Genomic DNA, 16,906 nt, shown 5'->3' with positions numbered 1-16,906 from the left:
CATTGGGGGACTGACCCCCAATGCATTAACACTGTAAAGTGCCACTGGTCCGCGTAACTAGTGAGTGCATCGTTTGTGGAAAATATAGTATACTTTTTACGGATTCTTAATAAATGGCAGTTAGAGAGAGGAGACCGTTTTTTGGCACCTCAAAAGTTCATTTCAGAAAAAGCGTTAAAGGTCTGGCGCTTGACAGGCTTGTTTGTTTCACTTATTAGTTGGGCGGTTTCTGCTGGAACGATTTTTCTCATCGTGTTTTTTGATTGGCCGCGTTGGATTATCGCGGGAATCATTTTGCTGGCTTTGGTTTTTACTTATGCGGATATTTATTTGGTTCCCCTTATCAGGTGGAAAAGATGGAGGTATGATGTACGGGAATCGGAGATTGAAATTCAGAGCGGGCTTTTTGTCATAAGAAGGACCCTGGTTCCGATGGTCCGCGTCCAACATGTGGATACCAGGCAAGGGCCGTTGTTAAGAAAATATGGACTGGCTTCCGTTCAAATTTCCACTGCAGCAACCATCCATGAAATCCCCGCACTTGATTTATATGAAGCGGATAAACTTCGTCGCTACATTTCAGCCATGGCAAGCGTGGTGGAAGAAGATGTCTAGACCAAAGAGGCTTCACCCGGTAGCGGCAGTCTCCACTGGCTTAAGAATGTTAAAAGAAGCTTTTTTTCCTTTAGTAATACTCCTCGTTTTCGGCGGAGGTGAATCCGGGTCATGGGCATTGTTCGAGTTGATCGCTGTCCCTGTTATCATCCTCCTTTTAATTGGATATGGGATCCTCGATTGGTTTCGATTCACATACTGGATTGAGGAGGGGGAGTTACGGATCGAGTCCGGCATTTTTATCAGGAAAAAACGCTATATCCGGTTTGAAAGAATACATAGCCTGGATACATCGGAAGGGATCCCGCAGCGTTTATTCGGTCTCGTAAAGATGAAGGTCGAAACTGCCGGATCCAGCGGGGAACAAGCTGAGGCCACCTTGACTGCCATCACAAAAAATGAAGCAGGACATATCACCGAGATTTTCAATGACGTGAAAAGAGGTGGAAAGGTTCCTTCAGCCATTCGTTTTGAAACGGACAGGCTGCAAAACTTCCAAGAGGAGAAGGTAGAGAAGGATCGGAGAGTATTTCAGCAGTCCTTCAAGGAACTGTTTATCATGGCCTTGACATCCGGAGGCGTCGGAGTAGTCTTTTCCGGAGGGTTGGCACTCTTCGGGCAATTTGAAGAGCTTATTCCTTACAATCGGTTATTTGTTGGGGTAGAACAATTTATAAATGGCAGCTTCGTGTTTATTTCAATCATCGTTGTGTTCGTGTTATTATTTGCCTATTTGGCAGCTACAGCTGGAATCCTTCTAAAATATGCATACTTTACGGTCACGAAAAGTGAGGGAAAAATCATTATTTCCAGAGGCTTGTTTGAAAAAAGGCAATTGACGATCCCGCTTGAAAAAATCCAGGCACTAAGGATCACAGAAAATATAATCAGGCAGTCTCTTGGCTATGCAAGCGTTTATGTGGAATATGCCGGCGGCTCCATCCTTGACAAGGAAAGCTCCCAAATCATGCTCTTTCCATTGATCAAAAAAGAACAAATCCAGGTTCTGACTGAACAATTCATTCCCGAATATAAGATAGATGTGGAGATCAACCCTGTCCCGCCGCGATCTTTCAGGAGATATTTATTTAGGGTATCGATAATCATGATCCCAATAACGGCAGTATTCTCTTTTTTCTTCAGGCCAGTGGGTTTTCTCTCAATCTTGCTTTTGCCGATTGGCGCTATATGGGCTTATTTATGTTATAGGGCAGCAGGTTGGAATATTTCTGGTAATCAGCTGCAGTTACGATCAAGAGTCTTATCCAAACAAACCATGATTTTTCAAAAGAAAAAGATTCAAGCGGTTTATAGCGAGGTCAGTCCATTCCAAAAAAGAACAAGGCTGGCATCCATTTCAGCAACTGTAACATCAGGCGCCGGACCAAGAACCGGCAAGGTCATTGATCTGGAAGCAGCGGATTCAGAACGGATCACTGACTGGTTTGCTTAAGAAGGAGTAGGAATTTACCTATGCCCTTTTATGCTGTTTGTGAATAATGGGGCCAATGCGATACCAGCGGCGAAACCCCCCAGGTGTCCGGTCACATTAACATCGGGCTGGATAAAAGTCATAATAACCGCGAGGGCTGTCAGGCCATAAATGGTTGTAGCGTGCTGTCTTGCCACACCATCTTTAACAATTAATGCCAGCCATAGATAGTACCCTAATACACCAAAAATTGCGCCGCTTGAACCAACATGCACATATGACATCGGGTGTAGCAAAAAGGTAGCAATATTGGCGGCCGCGCCCGCGGCAAGAAAGAAAACACAAAATCTAAGATGTCCAAGGATCATTTCCAAATATGGGGCGAGGATCACGATAGAAAAGCAGTTGAATAACAAATGGCTGAATGAAACGTGAAGGAATAAGGGACTCAAAAGTCTCCACCATTCCCCGGCAGCAATATAACGATTGAAACCCGACAGCCACTTAAGAATGGTATATTCCGGAAAAATCGGCAGTGATGTAAGAAAGAACATAAGGATATTAATCAAAAGCAGGATGGAAACAGCCGGATATAGTCTGATGAATTGTGGAACGCTTTCCGTTCTCATAAACATCGATCAGTCACCCTTTTTTCGTACGTAATTATTAGCAAAAGCCACATCTTCCATAATCTGTACATGATTTATATATGCAATGGATCAGCCAAATAGAAGGAGGGCAGCCATGATAAAAGGAATCGGATTGGATATTATAGAAATTCCCCGCATACGCGCTATACTGGACCGGCAGCCGAGATTTGCGGAAAGAATTTTAACGGAACTTGAAAGAGAAGCTTACTCAGGTCTATCAGGTTCTAGACAAACGGAATTTTTTGCAGGGCGTTTTGCGGCAAAAGAAGCATTCGCAAAAGCTATGGGCACTGGTATTGGAGAAAGCTTGTCTTTTTTGGATATCACCATTACAACAGACCAACATGGAAGGCCTTATATCCAAAAGCCTTTTTCTAAAGGCGTGCATCTGTCCATCACGCATAGCAGGGAGTATGCAGCGGCGCAGGTGGTTATTGAGGAAGTTGATTAGGCAGGGGTTTATTACATGATACAGGCGGCATACGGGCTGCCTGTTTTTTCATATGTAGCAGAAAGGATACAATAAACGTTCTTTCTGGATAAATCACAATACGACTAGGTGCGCCCCGTCCTTATATCTCCTATGAGACCTACATTTAAGCCTCGGCTACGCCTCTGTCTCTCACTTTAAAGCGTCCGCGCCGTTCAGCTAGTTTTCTTAGACCCGTGCATTTCTTTGAGGCAGCCTTCTATTTTAGCCTGGCCCTTTTTGACATATTGAAACAGGTTGTCTCATATACTCTTATTGCTATAGGGAGACAAGGTCCGGTACTGACATGTTTGAGTGTGAAAGGCTCTTCGAAAGGCCAATTTGCAAAGGCCCGTTTTGGGACATTTTTTTCACTTAACGGGGCGTTTGCAGATGTAGCGGAAATAGAAAAAACGCATGGGTTTCATGGAGCCGGATATGTCTTGACTCTGCCTTTTCCTCTCCCTTTTTATGTTTAAAAACCAAAAGGGGTTGAAAAAATGAAGAAGTTGCTGGTGCTTTTTACAGGGATCTTGCTGGTTTTTGCCCTATCAGCTTGCGGCCAAAAAACGCAGGAGGATGTAGTGAGCGACCTGGATGAGAAGCTTGAAGAAATGAAAGGTTATAAAGCAAATGCCACAATGACACTGAAGATGGGAACCGATCCGCAAAGTTATAATGTGGAAATTTGGCACAAGAATCCTTCTTTTTACAGGGTGAATCTCAAGAACTCCGAAAAGGACCAAAGCCAAATGATCCTGCGAAACAAGGAAGGAGTTTATGTACTGACGCCGGCGTTGAACAAAAGCTTTAAATTCCAAAGCGAGTGGCCAAAAAACAGCAGCCAGGCTTATTTATATGAATCGCTGGTTAAAGACATCATGGAGGATAAAAATGCAACCTTCAAGTCGACAGATAAGCACTTTATTTTTGAAACAAAAACACGCTATCAAAATCATAAAATGCTCCCTTTCCAAGAGATAACGCTGAATAAAAAGGATCTCTCTCCGGTCAGCGTCAAAGTCATGGATTCTGACCACAATGCTTTGGTGACGGTTAAGTTTTCATCTGTGCAATTTAATACGACATTTGATAAGGACGCATTTGATATGAAAAAAAATATGACCGGAGCCCAGTTGGAAGTGCCAGTAATGGGGGAAGGGAAGGATGGAAGCTTCGCTGTTAAGTATCCGACAGTTAAAATGGATGGTGTCAGCTTAACCGAAGAGAAAGATGTGACGATAGAAGATGGTAAACGAGTTGTCCTCACATATGAAGGGCAAAAGAACTTTACGTTAATTCAGGAAAAAGCCGAAGTCGTCCAAACATCTCTTGTATCGAAAAATATTAACGGGGAACCGGTAGACCTTGGATTTACGGTTGGGGCACTGACAGGGAATTCGGTTACCTGGACCTACGCGGGAGTAGATTACATGCTTGCTTCCAAGGATCTGAGCCCTGAGGAAATGGTGAGGATTGCCCGGTCTGTCCAAGGAACAGCTGTGAAGGAATAATAGCGAAAATCTAGAAAAAGTTCCGGTCTCTATTCTGCAAATATGCGCGGCCACACGTTGCCATATATGCAGAATAGAGCCGGATTTTTTGATGTAAAAACGCAAGCGCCTTTATAGGAACATCGACTAACCAGTGCCACGTCCGGCAGAAAACTTGTGACCACATCCTCGGAAAAGCTACTTTCCTTGTGCAATGCTCCCATAACTTACCTTGTCCTGTGGAAGTCTCGGGTGCCACATTGTGACGTTCCTTTCAATCATGAAAAGAATTGACTATAATAAGGTGAAACTTTGCATCTGGCAAAAAAGATGAAGTATATAAGTAATAGAGGGAAGGGTAATAGGATGGATGCTGGGAAACACTACAGGGATACGTGGGCAGAAATCGATTTAGATCACATTTACGCAAATGTAGCCAATATGAGAAAACATCTTCCTCCTGCAATGAAAATATTTGCGGTTGTAAAGGCGAATGGGTATGGCCATGGGGACTTCGAAACGGCCAGTACCGCTATAAGTGCAGGTGCGGATTTTTTGGCGGTAGCTTTCCTAGATGAAGCATTGGCTTTAAGAAAAAAAGGAATAGAAGTGCCGATCCTTGTACTTGGGGCTTCAAATCCGGAAACGGCAGCGATAGCCGCGGAGAATAACATTGCTTTGACTGTGTTCCAAAAAGAATGGATACAAAGCGCAGCCCATTCACTTTCCGCGGATTCCCGGCTCAAAGTGCATGTGAAATGTGACACCGGCATGGGTCGATTGGGAATCCGCTCAAAAGAAGAGCTGTCCACTCTCGAAGTTATGCTCAGGGAAGAGGATAAATTTGTTTTCCAAGGAATCTATACACACTATGCCACCGCAGACGAAACAGATACTAGCTACTATTTGCAACAGCAGTCGGTTTTTAAGGAAATGCTTTCCTGTTTGAAAGAACGCCCGCCGCTTATCCATGCTTCAAACAGCGCTGCATCCCTGCGCTTTGAAGAAAATGAATGTAACGCCGTGAGAATGGGGATAACCATGTACGGTTTAATTCCATCGGCAGAAATGAAAGGCAGCTTGCCTTTTCCGTTGAAGCAGGCTATGTCCCTTAAAACGAAAATCGTACATGTGAAACAGATTGAAAAAGGACAAAGCGTAAGCTACGGAGCGACTTATACTGCTAAACAAGCAGAATGGATTGCGACTTTGCCGATTGGCTATGCCGACGGCTGGATCAGGAGGCTTCAGGGGCAGGAAGTGCTCGTTAATGGTGAGAGGGTGCCGATTGTCGGAAGGATTTGCATGGATCAATGCATGATTAGGCTTAAAGAAAAACTTCCTGTCGGATCGGAGATCACCTTAATAGGAGAGAATAAAGGGGCTTTTATTTCAATCGATGAAATCGCCGAAAAGCTTGGCACAATTAATTATGAAGTGCCATGCCTGATCGCTGCCCGGGTACCGCGGGTATATGTAACAGACGGACGGGTGATTAAAGTAGTAAACTCCCTGCTGGAGTAAATAAGTGGGCAATAAGGATAAAAGTGAATAAGAAAAATACTTTTTTGCTGATAATAGTATAGAGTTTGGAATATACTCTTTGCAGACAGACATTTTAATGGTAATATGGAAAAGGATATATATTTAGGTGTGTAGTGATGGTGGAGGTGTATGTTTGTGTCTGAATCCAGCGCAACAAGAGAGATATTAATTCGATTACCTCAAAATTTTTTATCCGAATTAGATGGATATGTTAGAGAAGAAAATGTAAATCGCAGCGAGTTCATTTACCGTGCCACTAAGCTATATCTTCGCGAACGTAAAAAAAGAGAATTTCGCGAGTCAATGAAACGTGGTTATATTGAAATGGCAGCCATTAATTTAACAATTGCATCAGAAGCATTTTTGGCAGAATATGAGGCTGAACATTGCGTTGAACGATTAGTTAGCGGAGGATGAACCGTTGATTGTCGTTAAGCGTGGTGACGTCTACTTCGCAGACCTGTCCCCGGTCGTGGGCTCAGAACAAGGTGGAACCCGTCCGGTGCTGATCATTCAAAATGATATCGGGAACCGTTTTAGTCCGACTGTGATCGTGGCAGCCATTACAGCGCAAATTCAGAAAGCCAAACTGCCTACGCATGTCGAGATTAATGCTAAAAAGTATGGATTTGAACGTGACTCAGTGATACTTTTAGAACAAATACGGACGATTGACAAGCAGCGTTTGACCGATAAAATCACTCATCTTGATGAGACGATGATGCAAAAGGTCCATGAAGCACTGCAAATCAGCCTGGGGCTGGTAGAGTTTTAAAGATGACAAAAGGCTCCGGTTTGAAATGCCTTTTTATGATAGTTCTATTGTCCTTTTAACAGATAATAATTTTTGCATAAAGCGGTTCCGAAACTAAGTCGGGGCCGTTTTTTATTTATCCCCTGCACGGAGGGGAGCAGGTGGAGCAGAATTCCTATATGTACGTTTTCATAAAAAGGCGGAGGTTTTGGCAGGGGAAACTATTTCATTTGACGAATAAAACTTCAAAACATTATAGTGAAAGCGTGGGGAAGCTGACGATTTATTAATCTTTTCCAATTACTTTTTTTGATGCCACATAGCGTAGTGATAATTTTTTCGGTTGGGTGTAAATGGAGATGCTCCGCTGGCTAGCCATAGAGGGCTTCTTTAAGCCGCCGGGTTTTTCTTTTATATAGGCAATAAAAGGGGTATTGAATAGAAAGGATCCATTGTGAGCTGAAATGGGACGGAGAAACGATATAATAAGCACAGGAATTATGGCAGCCAATAACGTAAATTCTATAATATAAACAGACGATATGCCAGTGTGCCTGAATGGGAGGAACTTATGAATCAGTTGGTTTACGGTTTTATTATCAAAAACCAGGACTACATCCTAGATGAGTGGATGAAGCGAATGAAAGAAAAAGCCGATGAACGGCTTATTAAAGTCGTATCGGATCAGATGTTTACACGGACAAGCCGAGAGTTTATCGATATGGTTATTAGTAATATCCAAAACAATAATGATGAATTTAAGTATAAGCTTTCGGAATTTGCCGAAAAGGTGGTCCGGCTTGGCTGGCCCCTTACGTTTGTAAATGAGGGACTCCGTGAATTCAATCTGATTGTATTCGAAGCCATGCAGGAAAACGGTGTTGTTACCCCGGACAACCAAATGGAAATCATATATGATTTTGACAGATGGTCAACGCCTATGAATAACGAAATTGTGCATATGTACTCCCAAACCTGGGAGAAGACGGTATCATTGCAAAAGATTGCGCTGCAGGAATTGTCCGCACCGCTAATTCCTGTGCTTGAGGGGATTACGGTCATGCCGCTAGTCGGGACCATCGATACGGAACGGGCGAAGCAGATTATGGAGAATTTGCTTAATGGCGTTGTAAAACACCGTTCAGAGGTTGTTTTGATCGACATTACCGGGGTGCCCGTGGTGGATACGATGGTGGCGCACCATATTATACAAGCTGCCGAAGCTGTACGGCTGGTAGGGGCAAAGTGCATGCTTTGCGGCATCCGCCCTGAAATTGCTCAGACCATCGTAAATTTAGGGATTAATTTGAATGAAATCATAACAAAAAATTCATTGAAAAATGGTGTGGAAGCTGCATTGGAGCTGACTAGCCGAAAAATAATCGAGGTGGAAGAATGAACATGCGAATCCCTATTTTAAAGCTGTATGATTGTCTTTTAGTATCGATACAATGGGAACTTGATGATGCCACTGCCCTTCAGTTCCAGGAAGATTTATTGCAAAAAATCCACGAAACCAGCGCCAATGGAGTTGTAATTGATATTACCTCCATTGATTTTATAGATTCCTTCATTGCTAAAGTTTTAGGTGATGTTTTCAGCATGTCTAAACTTATGGGGGCTAAAGTTGTAATTACAGGAATCCAGCCAGCTGTCGCGATTACATTGATCGAACTAGGCATAAGCCTGGATGATGTCATGACAGCATTAGACCTTGAGAAAGGCCTGGAGAAATTACAACAGGAATTGGGGGAGTAGTTATGGAGTTCCAATCCTGCGTGAAAATTATTAATGAATGGGACATCGTAGCTGCTCGACAGCTTGGGAGAAATGTTGCCAAAGAGCTGGGATTTGGCACCGTCGACCAGGCAAGGATTACCACAGCTATCAGTGAACTCGCAAGAAACATATATTTATATGCCGGTCAAGGCACTGTATGTATAGATAAGGTTTTTGAAGAGGGTAAGTCAGGCTTGAAAATTATCGCCGTTGATGAAGGGCCTGGAATCCAGGACATATGAAAAGTCATGGAAGATGGATATACAACTTCCGGAGGATTAGGGGCCGGCCTTCCTGGTGTGAAAAGGTTGACGGATGAATTCGAAATAGATTCTGTGCCGGGCGAAGGCACGAAGATATCCGCAACGAAATGGCTCCGTTAGGGGGGAGATAGAATGGATATAAGAGAGAACATGGAAGAAAAGTACCGTGAAGCTCTCTCGACGTATTTGAAAGACCAGACGGAGCAAGCGTTATATCAAGGACAAAAACTTAGCCGAAAAACAATCGAATATAAAGTTTCTCCAGAAGAAATCATCAGCCTCCATAAAAGCATCTTATTGGAAATTTTTCCGGATACGCCCATGAAGGTACTCCATTCATTGGATTTTTTGTTGGAAGTAATGATGGGATACGGTATCGCTTACCGGGAACACCAGAGTTTGCGGCACCAGCAGCAAGAGCTTAAATCCGAAATAGAGATCGCTGCCAATGTTCAGCATACCCTGCTGGAAACGGACATTCCAGACGTTGAAGGGATGGAAATCGGCGTGATTAGCGTACCCGCAAGACAAATGAATGGCGACTATTACCATTTTGTACAGGATGAAAGCAAATCAATAGGAGTTGGCATTGCGGATGTTATCGGGAAAGGCATCCCTGCAGCCCTGTGCATGTCCATGATCAAATATGCAATGGACAGCCTGCCAGAACACCGGCATGCCCCAAGCCTCGTTTTGGAAAGCCTGAATCGAGTTGTTGAGCACAATGTTGATCCAAGTATGTTCATCACAATGTTTTATGGCCTTTATGATCCTTATAACCACATTTTTTCTTATGCATCTGCGGGGCATGAACCGGGCTTTTATTACGAGGCAGCGACCGGTCAATTTATAGATTTGGATGCCAAGGGGCTTTTGTTGGGGGTCGATAAGAAAACGAAATACCAACAGTATGAGAAACAGGTGGAAACCGGGGATATGATTATCCTTCTATCAGACGGTGTGACTGAATGCCGCACAAGTGAAGGATTCATTGAACGGGAAACATTAGTCGAATATATCCAAAAGAATATCCACTTAAATGCCCAGGAAATTGTGAATAATATTTATAAGCAGCTTGAAAAACTCCAACATTTCCAATTGCGGGATGATTTTACATTAATCATTTTAAAAAGAAACGTTTGATGATTAAATTATCGGGTAAATATTATTGGAATTGAGTTTAAAAAGGGTGGGTCAAAAAGATGAACATTACGATAGATGTGCAAGATACAGAATCAAAAGTAGAAGTGCAGGTAAAAGGAGAAATTGACGCATACACGGCACCGAAGCTGAGAGAAACATTGTTTCCTCTATCTGAACAGGAGAACGTCACCATGGTTGTCAATCTTACTGATGTCTCCTATATGGACAGTACGGGTCTTGGTGTGTTTGTTGGCTTGTTCAAAAGTGTGCGTGCCCATAATGGGCAATTCAGGCTTGAGGGTTTATCAGAACGTCTGCGCCGCTTATTCGACATAACCGGCCTTGCAGATATAATTGAGATAAAAAGTGGTACAGAGGGTGGGTTAGAATGAATCAACCATACGATTACATCGAAAAGAAGATACCTGCAAAGCCTGATTTCATCGGAGTCATACGTTTAACACTTTCCGGTATTGCAAGCCGTATGGGCTTTTCATACGATGAAATAGAAGATTTGAAAATAGCCACAAGCGAGGCGTGCACAAATGCTGTGCAGCACGCCTATCGAGAAGGTGAAAAGGGTGAAGTGAAAATAAGCTTTGGATTGTTCAATGACCGGTTGGAGGTCATGGTGTCCGATAGCGGGAAAAGTTGCGATTTTGACCAAGTGAGACAAGGGTTGGGACCTTATGAAAATGGGCAAAATGTGGAATTTCTTAGAGAAGGAGGCTTAGGCCTTTACCTCATCGAGACCCTGATGGATGAAGTGAAAATTCACCAGCATGAAGGGGTTACCGTGTTTATGACTAAGTTTTTAGAAGGAGAGCAGGTGGAGATGGATGCAAAAACACTCTCAACCTAATCAAGCGACGAAAGAACAAGTAAACGAATGGATCAAAGCTTACCAGCTCCATCAAGATGAGGGTGCCCAAAATGAATTAGTCCTCCATTATCAAAGCTTAGTCGAAACCATTTCAAGGAAATACTCAAAGGGTAAATCGTATCAGGAAGATATTGTCCAGGTAGGGATGATTGGCCTTCTGGGCGCAATCCGAAGATATGATGAATCGTTTGGAAAAAGCTTTGAAGCTTTTGCAGTCCCTACGATTATCGGGGAAATTAAAAGGTTTTTGAGGGATAAGACATGGAGCGTCCATGTGCCGAGAAGAATTAAGGAACTAGGCCCGAAAATTAAAGCAACTGTTGAGGAACTGACGACGACCCTTCACCGTTCGCCAAAAATCGAGGAAATCGCACGCCATTTAGAGGTGGCGGAAGAGGAGGTTTTGGAAGCAATGGAAATGGGCAAAAGCTACCAGGCTTTATCTGTCGACCATTCCATTGAAGCCGATTCTGACGGTGGCACCGTCACACTGCTTGATATATTTGGCAATGTAGACGAGGGATTTGAAAAGGTGAATCAGCGGCTAGTATTAGAAAAAGTCTTGCATGTTTTGAGTGATCGCGAGAAGAGAATTATCCATTATACGTACCTTGAGAACTTAAGCCAAAAAGAAGCCGGCGAGCGTCTGGGGATATCCCAAATGCATGTATCACGCTTACAGAGAAGGGCGATAAAGAAACTCCAGGAAGCAATCAACGCAGAAAACAGTTCGGAGTTTGTTCAATGAACGACCAAATATTGAGAGATGAAGAACTTGAGGTCATTGCCTCTCAATCTTCAAAAAATGAAATGCCATATTGCGGCGACGATTATTTCATCATGAATACGAAGGAATATTTCCTTTGTGTACTGGCTGACGGGCTGGGCAGCGGTAAATTCGCCTACGAATCCTCTTCAGCGGTTACCGAGGCCGTGAAAACCCATCATGAAAATGGGGTGCAAACCTTGATGTCCCTTGGCAATGAAGCCTTGGTCAATAAAAGGGGAGCTGCTGTGTCCGTCCTGAAAATTTATTATGATACGAAGGAATTCGTATACAGTTCGGTGGGAAACATCCGATTCTTTTTGTATAATCCAGATTCGGACAAGCTGGTTTACCCCTTGCCTGTGACCGGATATTTGTCTGGAAGGGCCCAAAAATACCATACACAACGATTTAAATATGAGCCTTACGCTAAATTTATTCTTCATTCAGATGGACTACAGCTTAAAGGAGCAAAATCCATATTAAAAACGTATTCATCCCTTGAACATAGTTCAAGGATGATATTGCAAAACAATCCCATTCACTCAGATGATACAACGTTAATCTTAGGAAGCTTACTTTCATGATCAGTAGAAAGTAAGCTTTTTTCTTGCCAAAAACGAAAGTGTGAAGCTTGAATAGAGCACAACAAACTAATTGTGCATCCTTATGTCTCACCTTGGAAAACCCGCATCCTTTGGGCCTGGGCTGCGTCTCTGCCTTGGCGTTTTCCAGGCTAAACAAATGAAGTTTTCTATAAACCGCACAAGATTACATGTATTCGCTTCCTGGTGCCTGTTTTGGTAGACTGGATACATAATAAAATTGCTTGGAGGAAGTACATTGTCAGCGGTAAAAGAAAAAATTCAATCACTTATAAATGTAGTGGCGCATGAATTATCATTTAAAAGAAGCCAGGTTCAGAATGTTATAAATCTGCTGCAGGATGGGAGTACGGTTCCCTTTATTGCGCGTTACCGCAAAGAGTTGACAGGATCCCTAGATGAGGTGCAAATCCGTTCCATCATGGATAGGTGGAATTATCTTGAGAGCCTTGGCAACCGGAAGGAAGAAGTAATCCGGCTTATTGAAGAGCAAGGCAAACTTACCGTGGATCTTAGAAACAAGATTGAAGAGGCAGAAAAATTGCAGGAAATAGAGGATTTATACCGTCCTTATAAACAAAAAAGAAGAACGAAGGCAACTGTCGCCAAGGAAAAAGGCCTTGAACCATTAGCAGACTGGATCATGAGTTTCCCTGTGAATGGCAATCTCGAACAACGGGCAAAGGAATTTATATCGGAAGAAAAAGAAGTGTCTTCTGCTCTTGACGCCATTTCCGGAGCGAAGGATATCATCGCTGAACAGATCTCTGATGAAGCGGAACTTCGGAAGTGGATCAGGGCTGAAATATCGAAAAAAGGCCAAATTACAACCCATGTAAAGAACCAGGAAAAAGACGAGAAAAAGATTTTTGAAATGTATTATGAGTATGAGGAACCGGTGCAGAAGATTGTTCCCCACCGCATTTTGGCCCTGAACCGCGGGGAAAAGGAAGATGTACTCAGGGTTTCGATAGTGCCAAACACGGAAACGATTCTAAATTACCTGAAAAAAAAGCTGGTCAAAAATTCAGCGTCTATTACTGCAGGGGCTGTAAAGGAAGCTATAGAAGACGGCTTTAAACGGTTGATCCTGCCTTCGGTTGAAAGGGAAATCCGAAAGGAGCTGACCGAAAAAGCGGAGGACCAGGCAATCCATATTTTTTCCGAGAACTTAAGGAATTTGCTGCTGCAGCCCCCATTAAAGGGCAAGGTAGTGCTGGCGGTAGACCCTGCTTACCGGACAGGCTGCAAGCTCGCTGTCGTTGATGAAACAGGAAAGGTGCTGAACATCAGCGTGATTTATCCGCATCCGCCTGTTTCCAAAAAAGAACCTGCCCGTGAAAAAGTGATTTCATTGCTTCAAGAATATGAAGTCGAAGTCGTCGCAATCGGCAACGGCACAGCATCCCGCGAGACAGAACAATTTGTGGCTGAAGTCTTACAGGATTTACAGGCAACTATCTTTTATATCATTGTCAATGAGGCTGGCGCGAGCGTATATTCTGCTTCTGATATTGCCCGTGAAGAATTCCCGGATCTGCAAGTGGAGGAAAGAAGTGCCGTATCTATTGGAAGGAGGCTTCAGGATCCATTGGCGGAGCTTGTCAAAATTGATCCGAAATCTGTTGGAGTCGGCCAATACCAGCATGATGTCTCACAAAAGAAATTATCTGAATCCCTTACGTTTGTTGTAGAAACAGCAGTAAATCAGGTGGGGGTCAACGTTAACACGGCATCCGTATCCCTGCTTCAGTATGTATCCGGATTATCCAAATCCGTTGCACAGAATGTCATTAAAAAGCGTGAGGAAGAAGGAAGATTCAATAGCCGTAAACAGTTAAAAGGCATTCCGCGGCTCGGTGCGAAGACATATGAACAATGTATAGGTTTCCTGCGCATCCTGGATGGGGAGGAACCATTAGACCAAACATCGATACATCCCGAAAATTATGCAGCCGTATACAAGCTGTTGAAAAAGGTGGGCCATACATCCAGTGATCTCGGCACTGAATCTCTGAATAAAGAGCTAAAGAATATAGATCTGGAAGAAGCTTCGGCTGAACTTGGCGTTGGGGAGATTACCTTGAAGGATATCATTGATGCTTTGATGAAACCGGGAAGGGATCTGCGTGATGAGCTTCCAAAGCCATTATTGAAGCAAGATGTTTTGAAAATGGAAGACCTGAAGTCGGGTATGGAGCTTCAAGGAACTGTAAGAAATGTTGTCGACTTTGGGGTTTTCGTAGACGTAGGCGTAAAGCAGGACGGGCTGGTCCATATTTCAAAGCTTAGCAACAGGTTTGTAAAGCACCCTCTCGATGTTGTCTCGGTTGGCGATGTTGTCACGGTTTGGGTAGAACAACTGGATATCCAAAAACAAAGGCTGTCGTTAACCATGCTGCCTCCTGAAAAACAAATATAATCTGAAAAACACCCTTCGGCGGCCTGCTGTGTAAGGAGGGTGTTTTTTGTGCCATTTCCCCTATAAATCAATTTAACTGCTCTTTTTTAAATAAAAAAACCAGCATTGGTTCAACATTTTAACCTGGTAGCGGTCTTTCTCCAAAAAGGCTCTCATCATTTGATTCTGAAACCATTTAGGCATGTGTACCTCCTGTCATTCCCTAAGTTTATCTTATTTGTATGTTATAATGGATTGTCATGTGCATAAAAGGAGGCGATTATCATAGATAATTCAGAGCTTCAACTATTGGTTGAAGAAGTATCCTTGAAGTATTTCCGGAAAACATTTAACCACAATGCCACTTTTAATCCTCGCCTTCGAACAACAGGAGGCAGGTACTTGCTTCGTACCCATGATATCGAAATAAATAAAAAATATTTTGATGAACGTGGAATGGAAGAACTCATTGGCATCATTAAACATGAGCTTTGCCATTACCATCTCCACTTGGAAAAGCGAGGCTACCAACACAGGGATGCTGACTTCCGGCAATTATTGAAGTTAGTGGGCGGACCGAGATTCTGCACACCTCTCGAAGAGTCAGCTAAGAATAAAAGCAAAAAGCTGTGCCGTTACCAATGCAAAAAATGCGGCCATTTGTATACCAGAAAAAAAAGGATCAATACAGACAGGTATGTCTGCGGTAAATGTAAAGGGAAGTTAATTCTCTTACAAGAAGTCCTGATAAAATAACGCTTTTCCCTTTTGCAAGGTGGTTTCCTGGTTGGTTTTTTTAAACGTAAAAAATGAAAAAAGACCCTTGACTTTCGTTTGTCACCTACGTATAATCATAAGAGTCGACAAAACAACAACAAAGCATTTATACAGTGATGCCAAGTGTTTGCAGACATAAAGTAAATTAGCCAGATTGAATCATTAAACCAGATAAGATTATTCCGCAGTAGCTCAGTGGTAGAGCATTCGGCTGTTAACCGAACGGTCGTAGGTTCGAGTCCTACCTGCGGAGCCATTTTTTGGGGAAGTACTCAAGAGGCTGAAGAGGCGCCCCTGCTAAGGGTGTAGGTCGCGTAAGCGGCGCGAGGGTTCAAATCCCTCCTTCTCCGCCAGTTGCTAATTTGTTATTTTTCTTAAGGCCCCTTGGTCAAGCGGTTAAGACACCGCCCTTTCACGGCGGTAACACGGGTTCGAATCCCGTAGGGGTCACCATTTTTTATTTATATTGGTCCCGTGGTGTAGCGGTTAACATGCCTGCCTGTCACGCAGGAGATCGCGGGTTCGATTCCCGTCGGGACCGCCATTATTTTTTTAAAAAAAACCACTTGCGTTTAAAACACCAAAGTGGTACAATATATTCCTGTGTTAGATTAACTATTGGGCTATAGCCAAGCGGTAAGGCAACGGACTTTGACTCCGTCATGCGTTGGTTCGAATCCAGCTAGCCCAGCCATTTTCCGAGCCATTAGCTCAGTCGGTAGAGCATCTGACTTTTAATCAGAGGGTCGAAGGTTCGAGTCCTTCATGGCTCACCATTAATATGCGGGTGTGGCGGAATTGGCAGACGCACCAGACTTAGGATCTGGCGCCGCAAGGCGTGGGGGTTCAAGTCCCTTCACCCGCACCATTTATTGCCAGTTGATTTTTTGTGAATAAATGATATAATAATTAGTGTCGCTTTTGCGGTCGTGGCGGAATGGCAGACGCGCTAGGTTGAGGGCCTAGTGGGGGCGACCCCGTGGAGGTTCAAGTCCTCTCGGCCGCACCAATAAGATATATGCGCCCGTAGCTCAATTGGATAGAGCGTCTGACTACGGATCAGAAGGTTATGGGTTCGACTCCTTTCGGGCGCGCCATATTACGGGAAGTAGCTCAGCTTGGTAGAGCACTTGGTTTGGGACCAAGGGGTCGCAGGTTCGAATCCTGTCTTCCCGACCATCCCTTATAGCATTGTTAATATATTCATTAATGCGGGTGTAGTTTAATGGTAAAACCTCAGCCTTCCAAGCTGATGTCGTGGGTTCGATTCCCATCACCCGCTCCATAATTGCTCTTTGAAAACTGAACAAAACAAAGCGCCAACGTTTTTT

18 protein-coding genes, 11 tRNA genes and 1 pseudogene are annotated in these 16,906 nt (G+C 43.5%); 28 read left to right on the top strand and 2 right to left on the bottom strand.

Annotated features, from left to right (window positions below):
• Positions 1-141: 141 nt before the first annotated feature.
• A complete protein-coding gene (locus tag D0466_RS21015) occupies positions 142-615 on the top strand; it encodes a PH domain-containing protein (protein WP_117324457.1) in 474 nt (157 codons plus the stop codon).
• On the top strand, positions 608-2,068 hold the full coding sequence (locus D0466_RS21010) for a PH domain-containing protein (protein ID WP_158555989.1): 1,461 nt from the start codon (positions 608-610) through the stop codon (positions 2,066-2,068). Before D0466_RS21015 ends, D0466_RS21010 begins: the two co-directional genes overlap by 8 nt.
• 14 nt (positions 2,069-2,082) lie before the next feature.
• Here the strand turns inward: D0466_RS21010 and D0466_RS21005 are convergent, their stop codons facing one another.
• Positions 2,083-2,682 carry a rhomboid family intramembrane serine protease gene (locus tag D0466_RS21005; protein WP_117324455.1) on the bottom strand — a complete coding sequence of 200 codons (600 nt, stop codon included), beginning with the start codon at positions 2,680-2,682 and terminating at the stop codon, positions 2,083-2,085.
• A gap of 109 nt (positions 2,683-2,791) precedes the next feature.
• On the opposite strand from D0466_RS21005, the gene acpS reads away from it, so the two are divergent.
• The 14 genes and pseudogenes from acpS to D0466_RS20935 all read left to right on the top strand — a co-directional run bounded on the left by acpS (position 2,792) and on the right by D0466_RS20935 (position 14,819).
• Positions 2,792-3,148, top strand: a complete 357-nt coding sequence (gene acpS, locus D0466_RS21000) for a holo-ACP synthase (RefSeq protein WP_117324454.1) — start codon at positions 2,792-2,794, stop codon at positions 3,146-3,148.
• A gap of 518 nt (positions 3,149-3,666) precedes the next feature.
• The gene (locus D0466_RS20995; protein ID WP_117324453.1) at positions 3,667-4,680 is read left to right on the top strand and encodes a LolA family protein; all 1,014 of its coding nucleotides are present in this window, start codon (positions 3,667-3,669) and stop codon (positions 4,678-4,680) included.
• 345 nt (positions 4,681-5,025) lie between these two features.
• Positions 5,026-6,183 carry an alanine racemase gene (gene alr / locus D0466_RS20990; RefSeq protein ID WP_117324452.1) on the top strand — a complete coding sequence of 386 codons (1,158 nt, stop codon included), beginning with the start codon at positions 5,026-5,028 and terminating at the stop codon, positions 6,181-6,183.
• A gap of 156 nt (positions 6,184-6,339) precedes the next feature.
• Positions 6,340-6,621 carry a CopG family ribbon-helix-helix protein gene (locus D0466_RS20985; protein WP_101634016.1) on the top strand — a complete coding sequence of 94 codons (282 nt, stop codon included), beginning with the start codon at positions 6,340-6,342 and terminating at the stop codon, positions 6,619-6,621.
• Between the two features lie 7 nt (positions 6,622-6,628).
• Complete coding sequence (locus D0466_RS20980) at positions 6,629-6,979, top strand: type II toxin-antitoxin system PemK/MazF family toxin (protein ID WP_117324468.1); 351 nt, start codon at positions 6,629-6,631, stop codon at positions 6,977-6,979.
• A 550-nt stretch (positions 6,980-7,529) separates the two neighbouring features.
• A complete protein-coding gene (locus D0466_RS20975) occupies positions 7,530-8,357 on the top strand; it encodes an RsbT co-antagonist protein RsbRA (RefSeq protein ID WP_117324451.1) in 828 nt (275 codons plus the stop codon).
• 2 nt (positions 8,358-8,359) lie between these two features.
• On the top strand, positions 8,360-8,716 hold the full coding sequence (locus D0466_RS20970; RefSeq protein WP_117324450.1) for an STAS domain-containing protein: 357 nt from the start codon (positions 8,360-8,362) through the stop codon (positions 8,714-8,716).
• 2 nt (positions 8,717-8,718) lie between these two features.
• A pseudogene (locus tag D0466_RS20965) lies at positions 8,719-9,120 on the top strand (anti-sigma regulatory factor).
• 12 nt (positions 9,121-9,132) lie between these two features.
• On the top strand, positions 9,133-10,143 hold the full coding sequence (locus D0466_RS20960; RefSeq protein ID WP_117324449.1) for a PP2C family protein-serine/threonine phosphatase: 1,011 nt from the start codon (positions 9,133-9,135) through the stop codon (positions 10,141-10,143).
• 59 nt (positions 10,144-10,202) lie between these two features.
• On the top strand, positions 10,203-10,535 hold the full coding sequence (locus D0466_RS20955) for an anti-sigma factor antagonist (protein WP_117324448.1): 333 nt from the start codon (positions 10,203-10,205) through the stop codon (positions 10,533-10,535).
• Positions 10,532-11,005: an anti-sigma B factor RsbW gene (rsbW, locus tag D0466_RS20950; protein WP_117324447.1), complete on the top strand. Its 474-nt coding sequence runs from the start codon at positions 10,532-10,534 to the stop codon at positions 11,003-11,005. The genes D0466_RS20955 and rsbW overlap by 4 nt, the downstream gene beginning before the upstream one ends.
• A complete protein-coding gene (gene sigB / locus D0466_RS20945; RefSeq protein ID WP_117324446.1) occupies positions 10,983-11,774 on the top strand; it encodes an RNA polymerase sigma factor SigB in 792 nt (263 codons plus the stop codon). The genes rsbW and sigB overlap by 23 nt, the downstream gene beginning before the upstream one ends.
• Positions 11,771-12,379: a PP2C family serine/threonine-protein phosphatase gene (locus D0466_RS20940; protein WP_117324445.1), complete on the top strand. Its 609-nt coding sequence runs from the start codon at positions 11,771-11,773 to the stop codon at positions 12,377-12,379. The genes sigB and D0466_RS20940 overlap by 4 nt, the downstream gene beginning before the upstream one ends.
• Before the next feature lie 256 nt (positions 12,380-12,635).
• On the top strand, positions 12,636-14,819 hold the full coding sequence (locus D0466_RS20935; RefSeq protein WP_117324444.1) for a Tex family protein: 2,184 nt from the start codon (positions 12,636-12,638) through the stop codon (positions 14,817-14,819).
• A 72-nt stretch (positions 14,820-14,891) separates the two neighbouring features.
• Here D0466_RS20935 and cmpA read toward each other — a convergent pair whose 3' ends face one another.
• Positions 14,892-15,002: a cortex morphogenetic protein CmpA gene (gene cmpA, locus D0466_RS20930; protein ID WP_117324443.1), complete on the bottom strand. Its 111-nt coding sequence runs from the start codon at positions 15,000-15,002 to the stop codon at positions 14,892-14,894.
• A gap of 81 nt (positions 15,003-15,083) precedes the next feature.
• On the opposite strand from cmpA, the gene D0466_RS20925 reads away from it, so the two are divergent.
• The 12 genes from D0466_RS20925 to D0466_RS20870 all read left to right on the top strand — a co-directional run bounded on the left by D0466_RS20925 (position 15,084) and on the right by D0466_RS20870 (position 16,860).
• Positions 15,084-15,554: a SprT family protein gene (locus tag D0466_RS20925; protein ID WP_117324442.1), complete on the top strand. Its 471-nt coding sequence runs from the start codon at positions 15,084-15,086 to the stop codon at positions 15,552-15,554.
• Positions 15,555-15,756: 202 nt separating this feature from the next.
• A tRNA-Asn gene (locus D0466_RS20920) sits at positions 15,757-15,831 on the top strand.
• A gap of 6 nt (positions 15,832-15,837) precedes the next feature.
• Positions 15,838-15,928 (top strand) — tRNA-Ser (locus tag D0466_RS20915).
• Positions 15,929-15,953: 25 nt separating this feature from the next.
• A tRNA-Glu gene (locus D0466_RS20910) sits at positions 15,954-16,028 on the top strand.
• A 15-nt stretch (positions 16,029-16,043) separates the two neighbouring features.
• A tRNA-Asp gene (locus D0466_RS20905) sits at positions 16,044-16,119 on the top strand.
• Positions 16,120-16,194: 75 nt separating this feature from the next.
• Positions 16,195-16,269 (top strand) — tRNA-Gln (locus tag D0466_RS20900).
• A 6-nt stretch (positions 16,270-16,275) separates the two neighbouring features.
• A tRNA-Lys gene (locus tag D0466_RS20895) sits at positions 16,276-16,351 on the top strand.
• 7 nt (positions 16,352-16,358) lie between these two features.
• A tRNA-Leu gene (locus tag D0466_RS20890) sits at positions 16,359-16,443 on the top strand.
• A gap of 55 nt (positions 16,444-16,498) precedes the next feature.
• Positions 16,499-16,584: transfer RNA gene (locus D0466_RS20885), tRNA-Leu, on the top strand.
• An 11-nt stretch (positions 16,585-16,595) separates the two neighbouring features.
• Positions 16,596-16,672: transfer RNA gene (locus D0466_RS20880), tRNA-Arg, on the top strand.
• A gap of 5 nt (positions 16,673-16,677) precedes the next feature.
• Positions 16,678-16,754: transfer RNA gene (locus tag D0466_RS20875), tRNA-Pro, on the top strand.
• Positions 16,755-16,786: 32 nt separating this feature from the next.
• Positions 16,787-16,860: transfer RNA gene (locus tag D0466_RS20870), tRNA-Gly, on the top strand.
• Positions 16,861-16,906: the final 46 nt, after the last annotated feature.

This window comes from Peribacillus glennii (assembly GCF_003429105.1).
Classification (GTDB): Bacteria; Bacillota; Bacilli; order Bacillales; family DSM-1321; genus Peribacillus; species Peribacillus glennii.
The sequence above is the reverse complement of the archived record's forward strand: the minus strand, read 5'-3'. Positions and strand labels throughout refer to the sequence as shown.

Bases quoted from the DNA above. Each gene is read 5' to 3' on its own strand.
- cmpA (WP_117324443.1), bottom strand. From the start codon at position 15,002: ATGCCTAAATGGTTTCAGAATCAAATGATGAGAGCCTTTTTGGAGAAA.
- D0466_RS20970 (WP_117324450.1), top strand. From the start codon at position 8,360: ATGCGAATCCCTATTTTAAAGCTGTATGATTGTCTTTTAGTATCGATA.
- D0466_RS20975 (WP_117324451.1), top strand. From the start codon at position 7,530: ATGAATCAGTTGGTTTACGGTTTTATTATCAAAAACCAGGACTACATC.
- acpS (WP_117324454.1), top strand. From the start codon at position 2,792: ATGATAAAAGGAATCGGATTGGATATTATAGAAATTCCCCGCATACGC.
- D0466_RS20955 (WP_117324448.1), top strand. From the start codon at position 10,203: ATGAACATTACGATAGATGTGCAAGATACAGAATCAAAAGTAGAAGTG.
- alr (WP_117324452.1), top strand. From the start codon at position 5,026: ATGGATGCTGGGAAACACTACAGGGATACGTGGGCAGAAATCGATTTA.
- sigB (WP_117324446.1), top strand. From the start codon at position 10,983: ATGCAAAAACACTCTCAACCTAATCAAGCGACGAAAGAACAAGTAAAC.
- D0466_RS21010 (WP_158555989.1), top strand. From the start codon at position 608: ATGTCTAGACCAAAGAGGCTTCACCCGGTAGCGGCAGTCTCCACTGGC.
- D0466_RS20940 (WP_117324445.1), top strand. From the start codon at position 11,771: ATGAACGACCAAATATTGAGAGATGAAGAACTTGAGGTCATTGCCTCT.
- D0466_RS21005 (WP_117324455.1), bottom strand. From the start codon at position 2,682: ATGTTTATGAGAACGGAAAGCGTTCCACAATTCATCAGACTATATCCG.
- rsbW (WP_117324447.1), top strand. From the start codon at position 10,532: ATGAATCAACCATACGATTACATCGAAAAGAAGATACCTGCAAAGCCT.
- D0466_RS20960 (WP_117324449.1), top strand. From the start codon at position 9,133: ATGGATATAAGAGAGAACATGGAAGAAAAGTACCGTGAAGCTCTCTCG.
- D0466_RS20995 (WP_117324453.1), top strand. From the start codon at position 3,667: ATGAAGAAGTTGCTGGTGCTTTTTACAGGGATCTTGCTGGTTTTTGCC.